This is a genomic window from Streptomyces sp. NPDC127119 (genome assembly GCF_042677425.1).
Classification (GTDB): Bacteria; Actinomycetota; Actinomycetes; order Streptomycetales; family Streptomycetaceae; genus Streptomyces.
Genome location: NZ_JBHXTO010000044.1, coordinates 1 through 24,003, shown reverse-complemented (window position 1 = coordinate 24,003; position 24,003 = coordinate 1). Strand labels below are relative to the sequence as shown.

The 24,003-nt window shown below is 73.0% G+C and carries 9 protein-coding genes; 6 read left to right on the top strand and 3 right to left on the bottom strand.

What is annotated here, in order from left to right:
• Nucleotides 1-111: 111 nt before the first annotated feature.
• Both ACFVH5_RS20395 and ACFVH5_RS20390 read left to right on the top strand, forming a co-directional pair.
• The gene (locus ACFVH5_RS20395) at nucleotides 112-1,152 is read left to right on the top strand and encodes a sugar kinase (protein WP_385835053.1); all 1,041 of its coding nucleotides are present in this window, start codon (nucleotides 112-114) and stop codon (nucleotides 1,150-1,152) included.
• Between the two features lie 159 nt (nucleotides 1,153-1,311).
• A complete protein-coding gene (locus ACFVH5_RS20390) occupies nucleotides 1,312-2,127 on the top strand; it encodes an SAM-dependent methyltransferase (RefSeq protein ID WP_385835052.1) in 816 nt (271 codons plus the stop codon).
• A gap of 68 nt (nucleotides 2,128-2,195) precedes the next feature.
• Here the strand turns inward: ACFVH5_RS20390 and ACFVH5_RS20385 are convergent, their stop codons facing one another.
• The 3 genes from ACFVH5_RS20385 to ACFVH5_RS20375 all read right to left on the bottom strand — a co-directional run bounded on the left by ACFVH5_RS20385 (nucleotide 2,196) and on the right by ACFVH5_RS20375 (nucleotide 16,608).
• Nucleotides 2,196-3,116 (bottom strand): helix-turn-helix domain-containing protein, encoded by a 921-nt coding sequence (locus ACFVH5_RS20385; RefSeq protein WP_385835051.1) that lies wholly within the window; start codon nucleotides 3,114-3,116, stop codon nucleotides 2,196-2,198.
• A gap of 60 nt (nucleotides 3,117-3,176) precedes the next feature.
• Nucleotides 3,177-15,173, bottom strand: coding sequence for an amino acid adenylation domain-containing protein (locus ACFVH5_RS20380; protein ID WP_385835050.1), 11,997 nt, complete (start codon nucleotides 15,171-15,173; stop codon nucleotides 3,177-3,179).
• A 280-nt stretch (nucleotides 15,174-15,453) separates the two neighbouring features.
• Nucleotides 15,454-16,608, bottom strand: coding sequence for a mannose-binding protein (locus ACFVH5_RS20375; protein WP_385835078.1), 1,155 nt, complete (start codon nucleotides 16,606-16,608; stop codon nucleotides 15,454-15,456).
• A 455-nt stretch (nucleotides 16,609-17,063) separates the two neighbouring features.
• On the opposite strand from ACFVH5_RS20375, the gene ACFVH5_RS20370 reads away from it, so the two are divergent.
• The 4 genes from ACFVH5_RS20370 (at nucleotide 17,064) to ACFVH5_RS20355 (ending at nucleotide 23,928) form a co-directional block, all read left to right on the top strand.
• Nucleotides 17,064-17,915, top strand: coding sequence for a type VII secretion system-associated protein (locus ACFVH5_RS20370; protein WP_385835077.1), 852 nt, complete (start codon nucleotides 17,064-17,066; stop codon nucleotides 17,913-17,915).
• Entirely contained in the window at nucleotides 17,912-19,189 is a 1,278-nt protein-coding gene (locus tag ACFVH5_RS20365) for a ricin-type beta-trefoil lectin domain protein (RefSeq protein WP_385835049.1), read from the top strand. Before ACFVH5_RS20370 ends, ACFVH5_RS20365 begins: the two co-directional genes overlap by 4 nt.
• A 165-nt stretch (nucleotides 19,190-19,354) precedes the next feature.
• Nucleotides 19,355-22,672 carry a right-handed parallel beta-helix repeat-containing protein gene (locus ACFVH5_RS20360; RefSeq protein ID WP_385835048.1) on the top strand — a complete coding sequence of 1,106 codons (3,318 nt, stop codon included), beginning with the start codon at nucleotides 19,355-19,357 and terminating at the stop codon, nucleotides 22,670-22,672.
• Entirely contained in the window at nucleotides 22,669-23,928 is a 1,260-nt protein-coding gene (locus tag ACFVH5_RS20355) for a S8 family serine peptidase (RefSeq protein ID WP_385835047.1), read from the top strand. The genes ACFVH5_RS20360 and ACFVH5_RS20355 overlap by 4 nt, the downstream gene beginning before the upstream one ends.
• The last annotated feature ends 75 nt before the right edge of the window (nucleotides 23,929-24,003 follow it).

Here is a 24,003-nt window from a genome sequence, read left to right as displayed (position 1 = left end):
CCACAGCCGCCCCCTTCCGGCCCCCTCCACCCCTCCCAGTGCGTTCCCAGCCCTCCGAGCCCTCCCAGCCACGTCCGCCGTCCCCCGTCCGCCATCCGCCAGGAGAAGCCCGTGTCCCTGCCGCCCCCTCCCCGCGCCGCCGACCGTCATGAGCGGGCGGCCGACGTCATGTGCGTCGGCGAGACGATGGCCGTCCTCGGCCCGCCGGACGCCGGCCCGCTCGCCGAGCAGTCCGTGCTGAGCATGGCCGTCGGCGGTGCCGAGTCCAACGTCGCCTGTGCCCTCGCCGGACTCGGGCGCCGGGCCGCCTGGCTGAGCCGGCTCGGCGACGACCCGTTCGGCCGCCGCATCCTGGCCGAACTGACCGCGCGCGGCGTGGACGTGAGCGCCGTGGAGACCGATCCGGAGCGACCGACCGGCGTCTACTTCAAGGACCCGGCCCCGGACCCGGAATCCGGCCCGGGCCACACCCGTACGTACTACTACCGAGGCGGTTCCGCGGCCTCCGCGATGGGGCCGGACCTCGCTCGGCATCCCGCGCTCCGCCGGGCCCGGATCCTGCATCTGTCGGGGGTGGCCGCGGCCCTCTCCGACAGTTGCGCGCGTCTGCTGGAGGCGCTGCTCGTCGGCCGGGACGGCCGTGCCACGCCCGGTCCGCTCGTCTCCTTCGACGTGAACCACCGCCCCGCCCTCTGGCGCCGGGGAGGGCACGACGCCACGGACGCCGCACGCAGTCTGCTGGCGCTCGCCCGTGCCGCGGACATCGTGTTCGTCGGCCGGGACGAGGCCGAGGAACTGTGGGGCACCGCCCGCCCGGACGACATCGCGGAACTGCTCGCGCCCGCACCCGCCGTGGTCGTCAAGGACGCCGAGCACGGAGCGACCTCGTACGCGGGTGGTCTGCGGACGTTCGTGCCTTCCCTGCCCACCAAGGTGGTCGAACCGGTCGGCGCGGGCGACGCGTTCGCGGCCGGCTATGTGACGGGAGTGCTGGAGGAGCGCGACGAACGCTCCCGGCTGCGCCTCGGCCACCTGGCGGCCGCCGCCGCGCTGCGGACCCGGGACGACGTGCCCGACATGCCGTCGCGTACGGAGACCGACCGCTGCCTCGCCCTGGACGAGGACGCGTGGGCCGCCACGGTCCGACGCTGAGAAGACACCGAATGAGCCAACGAGTGGCCGAACAGAGTGCGTTGGGGCCGGTGGTGCACATGAGCCGAGGTGTGAGGAATAACGTGGGCGCCCAGGACCGGCGTTCGACGGTTCCGTGATCCGCACCCCGCCCGCGCACACGTACGCACAGGAGCGTCCATGACTGACCAGGCAGAGAACTCCGAGCCGGAGGCGCTCTCCAGGATCGACACCTCCGTGCCGCAGTCGGCCCGGATCTGGAACTACTGGCTGGGCGGGAAGGACAACTACGAAGTCGACCGCGTGGCCGGCGACGCGTTCCGCGCCGTCTTCCCCGGTATCGAGACCGGAGCGCGTGCCGCCCGGTACTTCCTCGCCCGTGCCGTCCGTCATCTGGCCGCGGAGGAGGGCATCCGGCAGTTCCTGGACATCGGCACCGGGCTGCCCAACGTGGACAACACCCACCAGATCGCTCAGCGGGTGGCGCCCGAGAGCCGGATCGTCTACGTCGACAACGACAAGCTGGTGCTGGCCCACGCCCGCGCGCTGCTCACCAGCACCCCGGAGGGTGTCACCAACTACGTCGACGCCGATCTGCGCGATCCGGGCACGATCGTGCGGGAAGCCGCCAAGACGCTCGACTTCGACCGGCCGGTCGCCCTGATGCTGATGGGCATCCTGGGCCACATCGAGGACTACGACGAGGCCCGCTCGATCGTGCGGCAGCTGGTGGACGCGCTGCCGTCCGGCAGCTACCTCGTGCAGTACGACAGCACCGACACCAGCAAGGCGTACGTCGAGGCCATCCAGCAGTACAACGAGGGCGGCTCGATCCCGTACATCCTGCGCAGCCCGGAGCAGATCGAGGGCTTCTTCGACGGTCTGGAGCTGCTCGAACCGGGTGTGGCGTCCTGCTCGCGCTGGCGTCCCGACACCGAGGCCCTGGGCCTGCCCGCCGAGGTGCACCAGTACGGCGGTGTCGGCCTCAAGCGCTGAGCCGGACCCGTCGGCCGGTGAGCGCCGGCCGACGCCGACGAGCGCCGGCCGACGGCTCACCGGCGAGGTCAGGTCTCCTGGAGGATGCGGTGGAGGAGCGTGGGCGTCTCCTCCGGTGACTCGGCTTCGAGCCCCAGGCGGTTCATGACGTCCCAGTAGCGCTCGATCTCGGCCGGCTTGTCGGGATAGAGAGCGGTGGCCAGCTGTTCGAGGCAGACCACGTCGGGCAGTTGACCGCCGGGCAGGCGCAGGACGGTGACCGGACCGCCCTCGGCCGCGTAACCGCCGGCGAGGAACGGGATGATCTGCACGGTGACCTGCGGGAGCCGGCAGATCTCGATGAGATGCCTGAGCTGGGCGCGCATCGTGTCGAGGCCGCCCACCGGGCGCCGGAGCGCCGCCTCGTCGATCACCGCCCACAGCTGGGCGGGCGGATTCCGGTGCAGAACCCGCCGGCGCTCCATGCGCAGCGTGACGCGCCGCTCGATCTCCTGCGCGTCCGCGTCCGGGTGGCCGAGCCGGAGGGAGGCGCGCGCGTAGGCGGGGGTCTGCAGGAGAGCGGGTACGCGCTGGACCTCGAAGCAGCGGATGACGCTCGCCGCCTGTTCGGCCCCCAGGTAGGTCTGCAGCCACGGGGGCACCACATCGCTGTAGTAGTGCCACCAGGCGGGGGTGTTGGCCTCTTCGGCCAACGCCAGCAGGGTGGCGCGCTCGTCCTCGTCCGTCACTCCGTACTGCGTGAGCAGATCGGCCACGTCCCGCAGTTTGCAGCCGTGCCGGCCCGCCTCCAGACGGCTGATCTTGGACCGGGAGGCGCGGATGACGTGCCCCGCGGCCTCACGGGAGATTCCCTTCTCCTCCCGCAGTGAGCGCAGCCGTGCGCCCAGCAGCAGACGCGGCATCACGGGACCGGCCGACTGGCCGTCCTGAACTCTGTGGTCGGAGACACTGCTGTCGAACGGTGAACCTACGGCCTCTGTGGTGCCCATGGGCAGTCTCCCTGCGCTGAACGCAACTCTGCGCGCATCCGAACACTGTGCCCGGCCATCTTAGAGGCTGTCCTGTACATGATCTTGAACTCGGGAGTCGGCTCCTGTCTCACGCGCACCTGCCAGGGGGTCCGGTCCGACGGTGTGGCCGAGCAGGTGCAGGGGCCCCGCCGTCACGCCCGCACGTTCGGTGGCCTGCCAGTAGGCGAGGGCCGCCGCTTCGTCCACCAGGCCCTGTACGAGCGGTAGTTGAGGATCTGCCGCGCGCAGGAGGGATTCCGTGCGGCAGGAGGCGAGGGTTCCTGCCAGCCATGGCTGGGCGAGGTATCCGGCCGCCGCCGCTGCAGGCAGCCCTTCGGCGGTCTCGCGGGTGAGGTCGCCGAGGTGGAGGAGCCCGCCGCCCAGGACGAGTACGTCCCGGCGCTCCCGCATCCGGGCCAGCGCCCGCCCGGTGTCGAAGCAGTGCGGGAAGGAGTCGTCGACCACGATCGTGCCGGGTGCCAGCCGGTCGACGTCCAGGAGCGTGTGGGTGCTGCTCACCGCTGTGACCAGCAGGTCGGCCCCGTAGACGGTGTCGGGCAGTCCGGGCCGGGAATCCACCACCTCCACCGCGACGGCCAGGCCGCGCTCCTTCAACTGCTCTGCCAGTTGCCGCAGCCGTGGACCGCTGCCGGGCGCGTCGCAGAGCAGCAGGCGCCGTTGCGGGCGGGTGGCCCGGGTGAGCAGCAGGTCCAGGGAGGCCGTGCCGATCGAGCCCAGTCCGACGAAGGCGACGTCGAGGTCCGCGAGGCCCTTTCCGGTGGCGTCGAGTGCCGCGTGCACGGTCCGGACGACCGAGACGACGGTCGCCGCGTGCCCGGTCGTCACGGCGGCCGATCCCGGTCCGAGGTTCGCGGACCGCAGTACGTCGAAGCCGTAGCCGGTCAGCGAGGGGATCATGCCCGCCAGGGAGACGCACCGGGCTCCGCGCGAGGAGGCGAGCGCCACCGCGCGGGCGGTGTGCGCCACGAGGGCCGGGTCGCGGGCGAGTTCGTCGGAGAAGAGGGGTACGCAGACGAAGCCCGACCTGCCGAGGGGGGTGTGGACCGTCTCCAGCAGGCGTGGGGCGTTGTCGGGGAACAGCATCGCGCGCAGGTCTTCCCGGGGCAGGGCGTCCTCGGGCAGGCCCGCGAGCCGGGCGAGGTGGCCGGGGGTGGGCAGGTAGCCGACCAGGGCGGCGTCCATCGATCCCGGGGACCCTGCCGGCCGGCTCGCGCTGCGTGGCCGCACGGCATGCGGGTTCGCGGCGCGGGTGAGGCGTTCCCGGAGCGCCCCTGCGAAGTCCTCCAGCGCGGCGAGGGAAAAGGCCGCGGCGGCCCCTCGTACCGTCACACGCAGTCCGGCGCCCTCCGGGCGTGCGGCCAGGAACACGTCCGTCGCGGACGACGGCGGGGCGAACGCGCCGTCCCCGTCCTCCCACGACGCCGTCAACGACTGCCCGTGCGGAGCGGCGAGGACGGAGAAGTCGAGATAGGTGAAGAAGAACTGCGAGGTCAGGGGCAGTCCGTCGGCGTTGCGGGGCACGATGTCCTCGTGCCTGCGCGCCTGTTCGGCCTCGGCGACGATCCGCTTCAGGGCCGCGCCGAACTCCTCCGCCTGTCCGCCGGCCCGTGCAACCGCCGGCCGTACGGGAACGGCAGTGGCGAACGGACCGAAGACCCGGTGCGCGTCGAGGGTCAGACCCCGGTCGCGACCGCTCACCGCCAGGCCGACGATCAGGTCCGCCTGACCCGTGAGCTGCGCCAACTGCTGGTGGTACGCGGTCAGCAGCGGCGCGTACAGGGTGGCTCCCGCCTTCGCCGCAAGCGCCCGCAGGGCCGCTGTCTGCCCGGCGTCGAGTGCGAACCCCGCCGACACGAAGTCCGTGCCGTCGTCCTTGTCGGTGACGCGCAGGACGGGCTGACGGTAAGGGGCGTCGACCAGGGCCCGGCGCTCCGCCGCATCCGGCGCGGTGCCGGTCTCCGGCTCTGCCGACAGCAGCGCGTGGTCACGGAAGGTCGCGCGGGGTGCGGGTGGTCCGGGAGCGTTCCCCGCGGCCAACTGGTCGTAGACCGACGTCAGTTCCTGTACGAGGAGTGCGGCGCTGTATCCGTCGCCGATGAGGTGGTGCGCGTGGACGAGGAGGACGTGTTCGTGCTCGGTGAGGGTGAGGACCCGGAGCCGGAGCAGCGGCCAGGCCCATGGTTCGAAGCGCCGCCGCGCCTCGGCCGCCGCGCGTTCGTCGACCTCGGTGGGGCCGGTGAGGGTCTCGAAGGTGACCGGCAGGCGCAGGGAGGGCGGGAGTTCCTGCTGGACGGGCGGTCGGGCGCCGGCGGGGAAGACGGTACGCAACATGCCATGGCGTTCCACCAGCAGGTCGACCGCCGCCTGGAAGACCTCCGGGTCGAGCGGGCCGGACAGCCGCAGCCGTGCGGGCCAGGAACCGCTTCCTCCCGGTGAGAGGGCTTCGGCGAGGAGGAAACCGCGCTGGGCCGGTGTGACGGGGAAGGGCGCCGCGTGGCCCGTTGTGGCGGTCGGTGCGGTCGGTGCGGTCGGTGCGGGCGCCGGGTGCCGCTCTGTGCCGCTCGCGTCCACCGCGGCGGCCAGCTTCACGAGGGTGCGGTTGTCGTAGACCACGGTCGGGCGCGGCAGGTGGGGCCTGACCTCGCCGAGCCGGACGAACACCTGGAGGATGAGCAGTGAATCGCCGCCCAGGTCGAAGAAGTCGTCCTCGCGGGAGACGGAGTCGACGTCCAGCAACTCGGTCCATATCGCGGCCAATTGACGCTCAGTGTCAGTGGCGGGGAGAGCCTTGCCGCCGACGTCAGGCACCGGAGCCGTGGGGGAATCGGCAAGCGCACGGCGGTCGATCTTGCCGGTGCCGCTGAGCGGCAGTCGGTCCATCACCGTGATCCGCGCCGGGACCATGTACGGCGGCAGGAGACCGGCCAAGTGGCGTCGCACGTGCGGCGGTTCGGGCTGTCCGGCGCCCGGTCGGGCGGTGACGAACGCCAGCAGCCGCCCCTCGCGTGCGACCACCGACGCCTGTGCGATCCCGGGATGCGTCTGGAGAGCTGCCTCGACCTCTCCTGTCTCGACGCGGTTGCCGCGGATCTTCACCTGGTCGTCGGTTCGTCCCAGGAACTCCAGAACGCCGTCCGCGCGCAGCCGGACCCGGTCGCCGCTGCGATACCAGCGGTGTCCGTCCCGCACGGTGAACGCCCGTGCGGTCAAATCGGGTTGGCCCAGATAGCCGGGGGTCAGTCCGATTCCCCCGATCAGCAGTTCGCCCGGTTCCTCCGGGCGGCAGGGTGTGCCGTCGGCGTCGACCACCGCCAGGTCGGTGCCGGTGACCGGCCGTCCGATCGGCAGGGTCCGCACGTCGTCGGCCGGACGCGTGGTGATGAGGTGGCAGGTGGCGTTGACGGTCGTCTCGGTGGGGCCGTACAGGTTGGCGATGCGCTGTCCGTCGCCGAACAGGTCGAACCACCGGCGTACATGCGCGGCGGACAGGGCCTCCCCGCCGACGTGCACCCACCGCAGCGCCGACAGGTCCGGCCGCCCCGCTCCCCGCCGTACGCGCTGCTCGGCGGCCGACAGCAACTGCTCCCACAGCGTCGGGACGGAACTCCACACGGTGATCCGTGTCCGTTCCGCGTACGCCAGCAGCAGCTCGGGATCGCGCAGCAGCTCCCGGGGTACGGGCACCACGGTGCCGCCGACCAGCAGGGGTGCGAGAAGTTGGCGTACCGAGGCGTCGAAGCACGGCGACGCGGTCTGCGCGAGGCGGTCGTCGGGGCCGTAGCCGAACGTCCCGATGGCCCAGTCGAGGTAGTTCTCCATCGCCTCGTGGGTGATGGGCACGGCCTTGGGGCGGCCGGTGGAGCCCGAGGTGAAGATGACGTACGCGATCGCGTCGGGAGCCGAGACGGGCGCGGGGACGGGCACTGCGGTGTCGGTCCGCGGGTCCGGCGAGCCGTCGGCGCGGACCGCACGCACTCCGTCGTTGCCGAGCAACTTCGTTACTCGCACGGTCGGTTCATGGCACACCACGGTGGAGACGTCCGCGCGTTTCAGCTGGTCCGCCAGGCGGGCGGGCGGGTACGTCGCGTCCAGCGGGACCCAGCCGGCCCCGGCGCGCAGGATGCCGACCACACCGATCACGGTGTCCGGGCCGGGCTCGGTGAGCAGCCCGACCAGGTCACCCGCGCGTACACCTTCGGCGTGCAGGCGGGTCGCCAGGAGCTGGGAGGCGCGGTCGAGTGCCGCGTAGGTGAGGATCGTGCCGTCGGCTTCCACCGCGGTGGCGTCGGGTGTGGAGCGGGACTGGCGGAGGAGTCGGCCGACGACACCGTGTGATGTCCCGGCCACCCGAGGAGACTCGGTGAACGGCGTGCACATTGCGGCCAGTTCGTCGCGGTACTCCCCGTCCAGACGCGCCACCGTGCTCGGCGCGAACAGGGGCAACGGGAAGTTCCACGACATGCGCAGCGTCGACTCGTCCGCCCAGCACAGCAGGCTCAGCCGGGTCGCGGCCGAGCCGGTACCGGCCGCGTCGGCCCGTACCTCGACCGGGCAGTCGGCCGCCATGCGTGCCGGGAAGCGGGCGAAGCTGAAGCCCGCCGGGCTCGCCGTACGGGGGCCGCCGCCCGGCAGGAGGGCGGCCAGGTCGAGGCTGCTCAGCCCGGAGTGCTGTTCGCTCTCCAGCCAGATCCGGCGCAGCCGTTGCGCGAGCGCGACGACCGGTTCGTCGGGGGTGGTGTTGCAGAGCAGGGGGAGAGTGTCGGCGAGCGGGCCGATGAGCCGGTCGACGTCGGGGAAGCGATCCTCGCGTCGGCCGCGGGCCACGTTGACCGCGATGTCCCGCCGGCCGGTCCAGCGCGACAGGCAGCGCACGTACGCGGCGAGCAGCAGGTGGAACAGGGACACGTCGTGTGCGGCGGCCAGCCGTTCCAGTCCGGCGGTGAGGGCCGCGTCGAGTGAGCCGTAGTGCTGTACGAGCGGGCCCGACGGGGGTGCGTCGGGATCGCCGTCGTAGGGCAGCCGCAGCCGGTCGCCCCGCCCGGCCCCGTGTGCCGCCAGGCGCCCGGTCCAGTAGCGGCGGTCGGCGTCCGACGCGGTGGTCACGGAAGAGCGAGTGGTGCGGGCGTACTGCGCGAAGCTCGGCGCGTCCGGCGTCGGCCGCGGGTGTTCTCCTCGCCACAGCGCGGTGTACGAGGCCCACAGTTCCTCGGCCAGGACGTTGAGGCTGTATCCGTCCGCCGCGGCGTGGTGGACCACCAGCAGCAGATGGGCGACACCTGCTTCCTGAACGAGCAGCACGGCCCTCACGGGCGGCTCGGTCGCCAGGTCGAAGGGCCGGTTGCAGAGGGCCGTTTCGAGGTCGGTCACCTGCTCGGCGGCGCACTCGCGGACCTCGTACCAGGTCGACAGCGGAGCGGCCGGAGCCAGCCGCTGCACGGGACCTGTGGATCCCGTGCCCGGATCGTCGATGCGCAGGCGCAGCATGCCGTGCCGGTCGGCCAGACCGGCCAGCGCCTGACCCAGTACGTGCGTGTCCAGAGGACCGCGGACCGTCAGCCGCAGATGACCGCGGGCCGGGACGCCGGGATGCAGCCGGCTGCTGGTGTGCAGGGCCAGTTGTACGGGGGTGAGGGCGAAGGGGGCCGAGTCCGTGACGGGTACGGGGGCGGACGCCTCCGCCTCCGCCTCTGCCTCCGTGGCAACCGGGGCGCTGTCTGCGTCCAGGTGGGCGGCCAGCTCCCGTACGGTCCGGTACTCGAAGAAGAGCGTGGCGGGCAGCGACCGTCCCGTCCTGCGTTCGAGTCGCTTGACCAGGTCGACCGCGCCCAGCGAGTCCAGCCCCAGGGAGAGGAACGGCGCGTCGTCGTCGACGCTGGACGCAGGGACGCTCAGCGACTGTGCCAGGAGTTCCCGCAGCGTTGCGGCGGTGCCGGACAGGGACGGGACGGTGTCGGCAGCAGGACGTGGCTCGTCCAATGGCGTGCGTGTACCCGGCAGTTGGGCGCGAGATCGGTTCGGCCTGTCCGTCGGCCGGTCTGTCGGCCGGTCGGCGAGGACCAGTTGGGCCTGATCCGTGCCGCACGCGGTCCGCAGCGCCGCCAACGCCGGGGCGGTCGCCAGGAGTCGGCCGCCTCCGTCGGGAAGGGCATCGGCCGCGAACGCGGCGGCCAGACCCGTCCCGGCGAACGGTCCGAAGTTCACCGACAGCCACGGCCGCCCCGCCTGCCGCTCGGCGCCCGCGAAGGAGTCGAGGAAGGCGTTGGCGGCGGCGTAGGCGCCGAGCGCTCCGGCCAGCCCCGGCAGTACCGAGGAGACGGAGGAGAACGCCACGCACACCTGGGGGCTGTGGCCGTGCCTGGTGAGGGCCTCGGACAGCAGCAGGGTGCCGAGCGTCTTCACGCCCAGCGCCTCCATCGTCTCCTCCACCTTGGTCCCGCGCAGGCTTCCGGGACGTACGACTCCGGCCGCGTGGAAGACGGCGTCCGGCGCGGGCAGTTCGGCGATCAGCGCCTCGACGTCGTCCCGCGAGGTGAGGTCGGCCCGGTGGTAGCGGGCGTCGGCGCCGAGTTCGGTGAGGTCTTCCAGCAGGCCCGCGGGCGGGTGCGGGGAACGGCCCGTGAGCAGCAGTACCGGTCGGCCGCGCCCGGCGAGTTCACGGGCGAGCGCGGAGCCGAGGCCCCCGGCGCCGCCCGTGATCAGGAAGGTGCCGTCGGCGGGCAGCCGGTCAGGGACGCCGGACGGTTCCGCCGCTCGCGGGGCGATGGTCCGTACCAGCCGCTGTCCGTCCCGCCAGGCGACGGCACCGGCCGCCCGGGGTGCCGTCACCTCGCTGAGGACGGCTTGCAGGCGCTGCTCGGGGTCGTCGAGGGAGGAGAGGTCGACCCAGTTGGCCAGGGCTCCGGTGGACTCCGACGGCACGGCCGACGTCAGGCCGCCCAGTACCGCCTGGACCGGGTTCGGCCGTTCGCGACCGTGCCCGGTGGCGTGCGCGTCCTCGGTCACGACGAGCAGACGACCGGCCCCGGTCAGGTCGAACAGGGTCAGCGCCTCGTGGAACGCCGTGACCAGCTCGCGCTGGATCCGCTCGATGTCGGCGGACGTGCCATGAGCGGCGGGCCCGGCCAGCAGGATCACCGCCTGCGGACGGGCTTCGGGGTCCGCGTCCGTCTGCACACCCTGGTCCGCGAGGCGCTGGGTGAGGTCGTACACGGCCGTCGAGTCCGGGCCGGTCACCAGTACGGGGCCGCACGCGTTCTGCGGCGACCGGGGCGTCTCCTGCCAGGTGACGTGATGCAGCAGGCCGGGCCGCGCCGCCTCGGGCCAGTGGCGGCGCCGCTGGTAGGGGTAGGGCGGCAGAGGAATCCGCCGACGGCCCGCGGCGCTGTCGAGTGGTTCCGTACGGTCCGGTGACGCGCCGCGTGCCCACAGGTGTGCCGTGGTCTCCAGCAACTGGCGTGCCCCGCCCGGGACATCGCCCTTCCGTGCTCCGGAACGCTCCGGCCCAAGAGGCGCGGAGATCACGAGGACGTCCCTGCCGGAGCCGTTCCTGCCCGCGGGCTCCCGCGCGGCGGCGGTCGCCCGTACGAGACCGGCGAGGTCGTCCCGCGACCCCAGTTCCACGAACGTGTCGTAGCCCTCGTCGAGCAGCCGGGTCACCGCCTGCCCGAACAGCACCGGCCGCAGGGCGTGTGCGCGCAGATGGTCCGGGTCCAGGCGTGGCTGCCACTCGGCTGTGAGCGTGCTCAGCACGGGAGTGCCGGGAGCTGTGACCTTCAACCGGGCTGCTGCGGTAACCAGTGCGGCGGCGATCGGTTTCATCAGCGGTGAGTGGAAGGCGCGGGAGACGTTCAGCGCGCGTACGGAGGCGCCTCGCGCGGAGAGTTCCCGTGCGGCCCGCTCGACCGCGTCGGGGCCGCCGGAGAGCACCAGCCTGCCGGGGCCGTTGTACGCGGCGACCGCCAGTTCCTCGGGAGCCGCCGCGAGCAGCGCCGCCACCTGCTCCTCGTCGGCCCCGCGCACCGACGCCATCGCGCCCGGCGGGGTCGCCGTGCCCATGAGGCGTCCGCGTTCCGCCGCGAAGGCGAGCGTGTCGGCGAACGACAGCGTTCCGCCGACGCACGCTGCGGTCAGTTCCCCGACGCTGTGTCCGACCACCGCGTCCGGCCGTACGCCCCAGGCACGCAACTGCCGGGCGAGCGCGACCCCGTGGGCCACCAGCAGCGGCTGGGCCACCTCGGTGGCGGCCTGGGCGCCTGCCTCCACCTCGGGGTCGACGCACCAGGCCGTCAACTCCCGCCCGTGCACCGCGCCGACGTGGGCCGACGCCTCGTCGAGCGTGTCGCGGTACACCGGTGCGGTGGCGTACAGGGCATCACCCTGGCCCGGTCGCAGCGAGCCCTGGCCGGGGAACACGAAGACGGTCCGCGGCCGGTTCGTCACCGTCCCGCCGACCACGCCCGGCAGCCGGTCGCCACCGCGAGCCGTGGCAGTGGCGACGGCGTCGGCGAGGCGTTCGCGCAGGTCACCCTCGGCCACGACGGCGAGGCGATGCACACCCTCGTCGCGGGCCATGGCCGCCGCCCGGCACACGTCACCCTCGTCCGACTCCGGGTGCTCGTGGAGATGGTCGAGGAGCCGGGACGCCCAGGCGTCCAACCCGGCCGCGCTGTTCGCCGAGAGAGCCAGCAGGTGCGGGCCGCTGTCGCCGCCGGTCGGTTCGTGGGCCGTGCGGGGCGATGCCTGTTCCAGGACGGCGTGCGCGTTGGTGCCGCCGAAGCCGAAGGCGTTGACACCGGCCCTGCGAGGGCCGGCCGACCACCACGTGTCTGCGTCAGTGACCAGCGAGAATCCGGACCGGGCGACGGCGGGCGAGGGCGGCGAGTGGTGCAAGGAGGCGGGCAGCCGGCCGTGCCGCAAGGCCAGGACCACCTTCACCAGCGACGGCAGGGCAGCCGCGTTCAGGAGGTGTCCGACGTTCGTCTTCACGGAGCCCAGCAACCGCGGTCGGCCGTCCGCGCGGGGCGGGAAGGCGTGGGCCAGGGACCGCAGTTCGATGGGGTCCCCGACGGCCGTCCCCGTCCCGTGCGCCTCGACATACGTCACCGATGCCGGATCGACGCCGCAGACCTCGTACGCGCGCGTGATGACCTCGCGCTGGCGCAGGGGATTGGGGGCCATCAGGCTCAGTGAGGTGCCGTCGTTGTTGACGGCGGTGCCGCGTACGAGGGCGAGGACGTCGTCGCCGTCCCGGTGGGCGTCCTGCGCGCGCCGCAGGACGAGGGCCGCGCCGCCCTCGCCGGGTACGAATCCGTCGGCGGCCGTGCTGAAGGCGCGGCTGCGGCCGGTGGGGGAGAGGGCCTGGGCGGCTTCCAGGGCCTCGTACCCGTCGGGGGTGAGGTGCAGGTTGACTCCGCCGACGACGGCGAGGTCGCACTCGCCGTCCGCGAGGCTGCGACGGGCCAGGTGCAGCGCCACCAGGCCCGACGAGCACGCGGTGTCCACGGCGAGGGCCGGGCCGTCCAGGTCGAGGCAGTGCGAGACGCGGGCGGCGACGAGGTTGGGGAGATTGCCCGTCAGCGCTGTCGCGGACGGGACGAGGGCGGGGGAGGAGTCGGCGAGGACCTGGCGGTAGCCGCTGTCCCCGACCGCGGCGAAGACGCCGACCCGTACGCCGCGTCGGCGGGGTCCGGCGTAACCGGCGCGTTCCAGGGCCTCGTGGGCGAGTTCGAGGAAGATCCGGGCCTGCGGGTCGAGCGTACGGGCCTCTTCGTCGCCGATGCCGAAGTGGGCGGCGTCGAAGGCGTCCGGGTCGTCGAGGAAGGCGCCCCAACGGCCGGGCCGGGCGGTGCCGGCGGTGTCAGTAGTGGTGCCAGTGGTGTCAGTGGTGCCCCAACGGTCCTGTGGCAGCTCGGTGACGACGTCACGGCCTGCCGTCAGCAGCTCCCAGAACTCCTCCGGCGTGCTCGCGCCGGGAAAGCGGCAGGCCATCGCCACGATAGCTGTAGCCGTCGCGGACGACGCGTCGTGCGGCGAGGGCGGAACCGACGGCTCGTCCGTAGGCGACGTGTGCGGCGCCCTGGTTTCTTCCGCCGTGTCCAGCAGATGGTCGGTGAGCGCCGCGACGGTGTCCTGGCGCATCACGGTCGGGCCCAGGGTGACCCCCAGGGACTCTTCCAACTGGGCCAGTGCCTCCATGGCCTTCAGCGAGGTGCCGCCCAGCTCGGAGAAGCGGTCCCGGTCGCGGAAGGACGCCTCCGGCAGACGCAGTGCCTGGGCCCAGGCACTGCGCACCACTTGCCGCATGGCGGGGTACGAGCGGGGAGCCGCGGGGGCTCCGGAAGCCTCATGGATCTCGTAGGACTGGGGCGGGGACGAGGACGATGCCGAGGGCAGGTACGCGCCCTCCTCGAACCGCGCCCGCATCCGCTGCCGTTGCAGCTTGCCGCTCGTCGTGCGCGGGAACGCCGACGGCGGCAGCGCGAGTACGCGTACGTCGTCGTGCCCCAGCGCGGTACGGATCCGGCGCGCGACCCCGTCCAGCACCTCGGCGGCACCGCGTGGGGGCCGGGCCCACGGCACGAAGACCACCACCCGCTCGGCGCCGGTCACCGGGTCGGTCGAGCCGATCACCGCCGGGCTGCCCGGCGGCAGTCCGGGGCTCGCGCCCGCGACCTCCTCCATGTCCGGGGCGTGGAAGGTACGGCCGTTGAGGAAGAGGACATCCTTGTGACGGCCGCTGACGCACAGCCGGCCGTCCCGCAGGAACCCCAGGTCACCGGTCCGCAGCCACCCGTCCTCGGCGAAGGACAGCGCCGTCGTCTCCGGGAGCCGGTGGTAACCGCGGGCGAGTTGCGGACCCCGTACCTCGATGTGACCCACCCGCCGGTCGCCCAGCGGCCGGCGGGCGTCGTCGGTGATCCGGACGGAACAGCCCGGCACGGGCGGGCCGACGTCCATCACCTCCACGACGTCACCACCCGGCTCGCGTTCCACGACCACGCCCCGGGCGAGCGCGGCCCGCTCCAGGGTGACGGGAACCGCCACCTCGCCCAATGGCGGGAACGTGACCGCCAAGGTCGCCTCGGCCAGCCCGTACACGGGTGTCGCCGCCCGCGGGTCCAGCCGGGCGGGACGCATCCTGGCGGTGAAGTCCCTCCACACCGTCGCGGAGATGGGTTCGGCCCCGACCAGGATCAGCCGTACGGGACTCAGATCGAGTCCGGCGAGTACGTCGTCGGGTACGCGCCGGACGGTCAGCGCGAGCGCGAAGTTGGCGGCCGACAGGACCGTGCCCCGGTGCCGGGCGGTCACGTCCAGCCACAGACGCGGGTTCTTCGCGAACGACAGCGGGCCGATCTTCACCTGCTTCGTCCGCGAGGCCAGCGGTGCCAGATGGGTGCCGATGAGACCCATGTCGTGGAAGTACGGCATCCAGCTGACCAGGACGTCCTGCTCGGACAGGGCCGAGACGGCCACTATCTGCCGCAGGTTGGCCACCACGGCGGCGTGGGTCAGTTCCACGCCCTTGGGCGCGCCGGTGCTGCCGGACGAGAACTGCAGGAACGCCAGGTCGTCGGGTGCGGGCGTCGCGGGTGCGGCCGGAGTGGGGCACTCCCGCAGGGTCTCCAGCCGCAACACCTCGACAGGGCCCGGCAGTTCGCCGGCCACGTCCGCGCAGGCCGCGTCCACCACGACGGGCGGACGGCCGAGGTGCTCCCACACAGGGCCGACCCGCCGCGCGTCGGGCGCGAGCGGCACCGGTACGACGCCGGCCGCCAGCGCACCCCAGAACATCGGCTGGAAGTCCTCGCTGCGGTCCGCGAGCAGTGGCACACAGGTGCCCGGGGCGACTCCCGCCGCACGGAGGCCGCCCGCGACCCGGAGGGACTCTTCGAGGAGCTGCCGGAAGGTGACGGCCACTTCGCCGCCGTCCCCGCGGACGTGGACGACGACTTGTCCAGGTGCCCGGTGGGCGGCGTCCAGCAGCACGTCCAGGAGGGTTTCAGGAGGAGTCATGAGTCCGTTCGTTCGTGCGTGGGCGAGCTGTTGGTGCTTGAGCGAAGCGTCCGCGCGCGAAGAAGGGGAGGCGGCGCGCTGCGGGGAGACAAGTATGAGCAGTACATGGGCCCCCGCAAGTCGCAGGCCACAGGTCGCACGTCGCAGGCCGCGAGTCGCAGGCCGCAAGCCACAGGCCCCCGCGGCCGTCCCCGGTTCGGGGGCGGGCGCAGGGGCCTGATGGCGGGCTACGAGGCGGTCAGCCGGGTGACGGCCGCACAGGGGGCGGCGACCGCTGCGGTCAGGTCGACCAGATGACTCCGCCGTTGTGGAGGATGACCACCTTCGCGTCGGCTCGCAGGATCAGCTGGGCGTTCGCGTGGCCGTGGCTCTTGGAGGCCCAGATCGGGCGGTCGTCGCCGTTGTGGATGACGAGGTTGCCGTCCTCCTGGAAGATCGCCCGGTGGTTGCTGCCGAAGGTCATGGACGCCCAGATCGGCTTGTTCTTCTCGTTGTAGACGACGAGGTTGCCGTCGCCCTGCATGATCATGCGGATGCGGTTGGTGCTCCAGGACTGGCCCGCCTGCAGGACGGTGGTCGCGTAGACGGTCTTGGTGCCCCAGTTCGGCTTCGGGGCCGCCTTCGGCTTGTCCTTGGCCGGGGACTTCGACTTCTTCGCGGCCGGGCTGCTCGTCTTCGTCTCCGGCACGGGCGCGACGGCCTTGGGGACGACCTGCGGAGCCTCGGTCTTCTTCGGCTTCTCCTTGCGCGGGGACGAACTGGGCTTCTCGGCCACGTAGTCGTCGAGGCCGGCGGGGGCGGAGCTCGCGTTCAGGACGGTGTCGGAACCGTCGGCGGCCAGCCCCTTGGTGTCGGGGCGCCCGTCGTCCTGCGCGCTCCCGGCCAGCAGCAGCGGTATGGCGATCAGGACGGCGCCGGCGATCGCGGCCCCGGCCAGGACCGGCTTGCGGGGGCGTCCGTTGTTGACGCCGGTGCCGGTCTTCGTGCCCGGCGGGGTCGTCGCGACGGCCGTCGCCACGGCGACGCCCTCCGTGCGCGCCTCAGGTGTCCCGGTGGTCTCCGCCGTGGACGAGGGCTCCACAGGGGCGGTGGGGGTGGGGGAACCGGCCGGGGTGGACGGCGTGGCGGGAGCGCCGGCGGTCTGCCCGGCCGGCGCGGTGCCGGTCTCGGCGTCCGGCTCGGTGGCGCTCTCCGGGTCCGGGGTGGTGCCCTTCTTCCCTGCCGGGGCGGCGCCTGAGTTCGCCTCGGAGGCTTCCGGGGCTTCCGGGGCCTCGGAGGTCTCGGCAGTGGTCCGAGCGGCCTCGGCAGGTGCCGGCGCTCGTTCGTCCGGTGCCGACGACGACGCGGGTGGGGACGCGGGTGCGGACTCGGCCTCCTCCGCGCCGGCGGCGGCCCCCTCCGCTTTCGCGCCGGGGGTGTGGTGCTGGGGGGACATGCGGTACTCCTCCTCGGTGGCGGAGCTGTCGGTGGTGGGCACCGGCCCGAACAACGGCTGGGCCGATCCGACGCCCTCCTGAGCTGCGAGGCCTTCCCGTACGGTCCTGGCTTGGACGTCCGGAGGGAAGGCAGGTGTACAAGGCGGTACAGGGCACTTGTACGTGGACGGGTCCGATGGCAGATCCAACCTAGCCCGTCCCAGGGGCGACAGCAGCACCCTCAGCCCCAACCGCCCCTGCGCTTTGTCCACCCACGCCTCACTGCTCCCGGAAAGTTCTCCATCCGGACAGCAAACGGGCACACGGTCGCCCGATACGGGTCGGCCCCAACGCCCCACGCGTGGGGCTCGTGTGGCATCCTGTTGGCTCCCCGATCTGATCGATATCGGCATCGGCGTGCGCGCGTGTGGTGCGGCACCCAGGAATCCGTACGGACCGAAGAGTTCAGGTGAAGATGCGGCCCGGAGAACGGCAGGAGGGCAGGCACGACGCCTTGCCCGTGATGCCCGACGGCTCCGGCGGGACCGCCGTCCCCGAATCACCTGTCGCCGACGTCACGGACGCATCGGACGCGACGAACACCGTGAACACCTCGGACAACCCCGACATACCCGAAGCCGTACGGGCCGCCGCCCGCCGGGCTCCCGGTCACTGGATCGGGGTGGTCGACCCGGAGTGGACCGAGGAGCGCACCCCGCCGGAGTGGGCGGTCCTGGGGGAGTGGCAGTCGGACGAGAGCGGGGGCGTGGGCGAGTACCGCGCCAACCCGGCGTACCGGCCCTCGGCCCAGGTGCTCGGCTGGCCGGAGCCCACCGACCCGGTGGACGCGGCGGCGCAACGGGCCGCCACCGGTTACGGCTCGGTGGACGAGGCACTCGCTGCGCTCGCCGAGGCGGAGGTGACCGTGGTGCGCGCGCCGGACGGCGGGCCGCTCACGGGCACCGGGCAGGACGGGGCGCCGGTGGTGCTGTTGTTCACCTCACCGGCACACGAGTTCATGTCCCCGGTACTTCGTCATGGCAGGCTTCCGGCGCGGCAACTGGCAAGATCACTGAGTGGTTCGGGCACCCAGCTGATGGTCAACGCCGGAGCCGCGGCCCCCTTGCTGGTCCCGGCGGACAGTCTTCTCGGTCCCGAACGCGGACCGGGCGTCGAGGAGGCCGCCGCGGCGGACGCCGTGACGACGGAGGGTTCTGGGGCCGCATCCTCGGATGCCGCCTCCGATGTCTCCTCCGGCGAACCCTCCACCGACAGTTCTCCTGAACTTCACCCCCACAGCCCCCACATCGCAGGGAGGACCCCGTGACACGTTCGACCCAGCAGCCCCCTGCCTCCCCGAGTGCGGATGCCGGTTCTGGTTCCGGTGCCGCTTCTGGTGGCGAGGAGACGGCCGCGACCGCCGCCCCCGCCCCTGCCGCCGTCGCCGCGCCCGAGCCCCGGTCCAAGGCGGGCCGCACGCCCGAGGCCGAGCGCACGCCCGAGGCGGAGCGCACGCCCGAGCCCGCGGCGGCGAAGGCCGGTACGAAGTCCGGTGAGGCCGAAGGGATGGCCCCCCAGGGCAGGACCGGCGGGCCCGAAGCCGGGAACGAGCCGCAAGCCGGGGCCGGGACCGAGCCCGAAGCCGGGAACGACTCCGAGGGCGGGACCGACTCCGAGGCCGACCCCGGTGCCGCCGCCGCGGCCAAGAGCCGTCTCCCCGCGCTCGTACGGACCATGACGGCGACCGCGATCGACCGGCCGCAGCAGCAGACCGGGCCCGTGGGCCGGCCGGGCAAGGCCGTGCTGGCCGGGGCCGCCGTCGCGGGCGCGCTGCTCGTGTCCGTGCCGTTGCTGATGCTCGGCGGGGACGACGACAAGGACCGCAGGGGACCGGCGTCCGCCGGAACCGTGCTCGGTGGCAACGCCCAGGACGTACCCGGTGAGTTCGCGCAGACCTCCCCGGACGCCGGGTCCGCGGGCGACGGGAAGAAGGACCCCGTCGAGCAGGGCAAGTCGGCCCAGAACGCCGCCACGTCCGCCCCGGCGAAGAGCGAGGGCAAGGACAAGGGCGAGGGCAAGGAGGGCGGCGGGGCCGGGAAGGACGCCGCCGGGAAGGACTCCGGCCAGAAGGACGAGCCGGCGAAGCAGAGCGGCGGGAAGACGACGTCCGGTGGGGGCAAGAGTCAGGGCACGAAGGCCGGATCGGGTGTGACCCTCAGCGCCCCCGTCTCCCTGCGCAGTCATCTCTCGGGCAAGTGCATCGACGTACCGGGCAGTGATTTCGGCGACGGCAAGAAGCTGTTCGTGTGGGACTGCAACGGCGGGGCCGCCCAGAAATGGCAGTTCGCCTCCGACGGCACCGTCCGCATCAAGGGCCTCTGCCTGGACGTGGCCAATGCGAACTACAACGACGGCACTCCCATCCAGATCGCCCGGTGCAGTGGCAACGCCGCCCAGAAGTTCGTGCTGAACGCCAGCCACGACCTGGTCAACACCGTCGTCGGCAAGTGCGTCGACATCAAGGACAACAACCGGGGCAGCGGTGCCTGGCTGCAGCTGTGGAGCTGCGCGGGGACCGACAACCAGAAGTGGAGCGTCTGAGACAAGGCGCCCGCAGCCCGAGAGGGTCCCGGAGAGCCCGGGAGCACCCCTCTCGGCACCCGCCCGCCCCAGGGCGAGGCATGATGGCACCGTCGGTTTCACCGACACGCGCCCCCGGTGAGGGGGCGCCCGTAGATGAAGCCCCCGTGGCAAGGAGGTTGGTGCGTGTCGCGCCAGGTACTGACGGTCGGTCCGGGGGACCGGGATCGCTACCGGACGATCGGTGAGGCACTCTCGGCTGCCCGTACCGGCGCGCTGATCAGCGTCCGGCCCGGGACGTACGCGGAGAACCTGGTGATCAACACCAGGGTCACCCTCACTGCCGAAGAGGGCCGGGGCACCGTGGAGATCCGGCCGCGCTCGGGCAGTGTGCTCGCGCTGCGCGCCGATGCCGTGATGGTCTCCGAACTCACCCTGCGCGGCGGCGACGCCGAGCAGCCCGCCGTGGACGTGCGGCGCGGACAGGCCGCGTTCGACGGCTGCGAGATCATCGGCTCCGCCTGGACGGCGCTGCTGGCCGGGGGCACCGGCTCGATCGCGCTGCGCGAGTGCCGGGTGAGCAACTCGCAGGGCGCGGGCATCGTGGTCACCTCGACCACGCCCACCACCGTGGAGTCCTGCACCTTCGAGCACCTGGGCACCAGCGGCCTGGTCCTCGCGGAGCAGGGCGAGGCACGGGTCCGCGGCTGCACGGTCCGCGACGCCCGCGGCAACGGCCTGCTCGCCAACGGCGAATCCCGCGGCACCGTCGAGGACTGCGACATCTCCTCCACCGACAAACCCTCCATCGCCCTGGAGGAGAACAGCTCCCTCTCGGTGATCCGCACGGTGGTCCACGACACCAGCACCGGTGTGCACCTGAGCAGCGCGGGCCGTACGACGCTGGAGGACGTCCGCGTCACCGGCTCGTCCGGGAACGGGATCGTCCTGGCCAAGGGCACCGACCCGACACTGCGCCGCTGCCGTGTCTCGCGCACCCGCGGACACGGCGTGCTGGTCACCGACCGGTCGCGCGGCACCTTCGAGGACTGCTGGGTGGACGGCGCGCAAGGCGCCGCCCTGCGGGTCGCCGGGGCGGCCTCCCCGGCCCTGACCGGCCTGACGGTCCGCGACTGCGACCAGACCGGGCTGCTCCTCGAGGAGGACTCGGCGGCGGAACTCGACCACCTTGAGGTGATCGGCGGCTCGCCCGCCATCGCTGTGCGCGGCGGCGCCAACCCGCTGCTGCGCCGGGCCAGACTGGTGGAGCCCTCCGGCGACGGCATCGTGCTCTCCAAGGACGCCCGGGGCCGCGCCGAGGACTGCGAGATCGTCCGGCCGAAGGGCGCGGGCGTACGCGTCGCCTCCGGCAGCACCCTCTACCTGGCCGGTGGCGGAGTCTCCGACACGACCACCAACGGCCTGGTCGTCGACGACGGCGGCAACGTCACCGTCCGCGACTTCCGTATCGAGATATCCGGCGAGGAGGGCGTGGTCGTCGCCGCGGGCGGCGAACTGACCGCCAACCGCACCTCGGTGCACGCCCCCAGAGGCCATGGATTCCTGCTGCGCGAGGGCGCGCTCGCCTCGCTCAGCGGCTGCGAGGTCTCCGGCGGCGCCCAGGACGGCTTCCGGATCGAGTCCACCGCGCCGGTCTCCCTGGTGAACTGCCTCGCCCGGGAGAACGAGGGCGGCGGCCTGGTGCAGACCGCTCCCGGTGAGCGGCTGGCCGTGGAGGGCCTGAACAGCAACGGCAACGGCAAGCGGGACGCCTGGGGTTCCGGCAGCGCCGAGAACACCGACCCCGCGGGCTCCGGCGCCGCGGACGGGCCCGCGGCGGACCGCCCGGAAGGCCCGCTCGGCGCCCTGAACGCGCTGATCGGCCTGGAGAACGTCAAGCAGCAGGTCCGTACGCTGGTCAACCTGACCCAGCTCGCCCAGCGCCGCGAACAGCTCGGCATGTCTGCCCCGCCGATGAGCCGCCACCTGATCTTCGCCGGCCCGCCCGGTACCGGTAAGACCACCGTGGCCCGCCTCTACGGGTCGATCCTGGCCGAGCTGGGTTCGCTGCGCAGCGGGCACCTCGTGGAGGTCTCCCGCGCCGACCTGGTCGCGCAGGTCGTCGGCGGTACCGCCATCAAGACCACCGAGACCTTCCAGCGGGCACTCGGCGGCGTGCTGTTCGTCGACGAGGCGTACACGCTGACCTCGGACAGCAACAACGGCGGCGCCGACTTCGGCCGCGAGGCGGTGGACACCCTGCTGAAGCTGATGGAGGACCACCGCGACGACGTGGTGGTGGTCGCCGCCGGCTACTCCCGCGAGATGGACTCCTTCCTCGCCTCCAACCCGGGTCTGGCCTCGCGTTTCTCGCGGACCGTCGAGTTCGAGAACTACTCGGTGCCCGAACTGGTCGCGATCATGGAGAACATGTGCGCCCAGCACCAGTACGAACTGGGGGAGGGCACCGAGGCCGCGCTCGCCGCGCACTTCGAGGCGATGCCACGGGACGCGGGCTTCGGCAACGGCCGCGCCGCGCGAGGGGTGTTCGAGGAGATGGTGGACAGACAGGCGGTCCGGCTCGCCTCCCAGCAGCAGGTCGGTGAGCGTGATCTGCGGCTGCTGCTGCCCGACGACGTCTCCGCGACCGCCGTCACCGGTGCCGCCGAGAGCGCGGCCCCGGCCGACGACCCGCTGACCCGCCTCGGCGACATGATCGGCCTGTCCGAGGTGAAGCGCGAGGTCGCGGACCTGGTCAACCTCATCACCACGGCCCGTCACCGGGCCGCCGCCGGGCTGCCGGTGCCCTCGCTCAGCAACCACCTGGTCTTCACCGGCCCGCCCGGTACGGGCAAGACGACCGTCGCCCGGCTCTACGGGGAGATCCTCACCCAGCTCGGCATACTCCAGCGGGGTCAGCTGGTCGAGGCGGCCCGCGCCGACCTGGTCGGCCGCTACATCGGCCACACCGCCCAGCTCACCCGAGAGGTCTTCGAGAAGGCCCGCGGCGGCGTGCTGTTCATCGACGAGGCGTACACCCTCACCCCGAAGGGCGGCGGCGCCGACTTCGGCCAGGAAGCCGTGGACACCCTGCTGAAACTCATGGAGGACCACCGCGACGAGGTGGTCGTCATCGTCGCCGGCTACACCGACGAGATGGAGCGCTTCCTCGCCTCCAACCCGGGCCTGTCCTCGCGCTTCCCGCGCCGGATCGGCTTCGCCGACTACTCCTCCGAGGAACTGGTCACCATCGTGCGGACACAGGCCGCGAACATGGGGTACGAGTGCGGCCCCGGCACCGGCCCGCTGCTCAAGGAGTACTTCGAATCGCTGCCCCGGGACCGGTCCTTCGGCAACGCCCGCCTGGCCCGCCAGGTGGTCGAGACGATGGTCACCAGCCAGGCACGACGGCTCAGTTCGCTGGCCGCTCCTACCCTGGACGACCTGCGCATCCTCCTTCCCGGTGACGTCGTGACCGTGGCGCCGAAGGCGATGCCCCGATGAGGGCCTCCGCCCGCGAGGCGGCCCGTCTGCTGTCAGGGGTCGGCTGCGTCGCCGCCCTGCTGCTGCCCACGGCCGTCACGGCCCAGGCGGCGCCCCTGACGCGCGTTCCGGCGGCCGACGGGAAGAAGGGCCAGGAACTGCCCGGCATGCCCTCCTCGATCGACTCGGACGCGCCCTGCACGCCCGCCTCCCGCGAGAAGGCGAAGAAGCAGGACTGGTCGCGCCAGCGCCTCGATCTGGACCGGCTGCACGGCTACAGCACCGGTGCCGGGGTGACCGTCGCCCTGATCGACACCGGGGTGGACACCGGGGCCGAGGGCCTCGACGGCCGGGTCACCGCCCAGGGCACGGCAGGTGACGACTGCGTCGGCCACGGGACCTTCCTGGCCGGACTGATCGCCGGGGCCGGCCGGGGCGGCGCACAGCTGACCGGTGTCGCCCCGGGCGCGAAGATCCTGGCTCTACGGGGCACCGACCAGCGCGGCCAGGCGAGTTCCGCCCTGGTCGTGGCGGCCGTACGCGCGGCGACCGAGGCCGATGCCGACGTCATCGCCGTCTCCGTGGCTCTGCCACGCCGTGACGCGGAACTGACGCGTGCGGTCGCCGACGCACGGCGGGCGGGGGCGGTGGTGGTGGCCGCGGCCACGCCGGATCCGCCCCGGGGGGCCGGAGCCTCCGACGAGATCGCGCCCCGCAGCTACTGGCCGGCCGCTGAACCCGGCGTCCTGTCGGTCGCCGACATGCTTCCCGCCGGAGCCCGCCCGGACAACGCCCTGGCCACCAGCGGTGTCGATCTGGCGGCGCCCGGCGCGGGGGTGGTCTCCGGCGGGCCGCGCGGTGACGGGCACTACCTCGGTGCGGGTGCGTCGGTGGCCGCCGCCTACGCGGCCGGGGCCGCCGCGGTGGTCCGGGCCGCCCGGCCCGACGACTCGGCCGACGACGTCGCTCGCCGGCTGACCGCGACCGCGTATCCGGCGGACACCCCGCAGCTCGATGCCTACGCCGCCGTCACCACGGTCCTCAGCGACTCCGACGCGGCCGCTGGGGGCGAGCGGGCCGCTGATCCCGTCACCGTGCGGGACACCACCGCGGCCGATCGGGCCACCGACCGGGCCACGCTCTTCGTGGTCCTCGGGACCGGGGGTGTGCTCGCCGTGCTGTGGGGTGCCGTTGCTCTGCCGAGGGCTCGGGCGCGGGGGTGGCGGGCCGCCGGGCCTTCCGCGAAGCGGGTTGTCGTGGACGCGGACGGGGACTGACGGCGGGTTGTCGGGTGCGGGTCGCGCCCCTCAAGGCAAAAAGATTGCGCCGTTCCCCGCGCCCCTGAAAAGGGG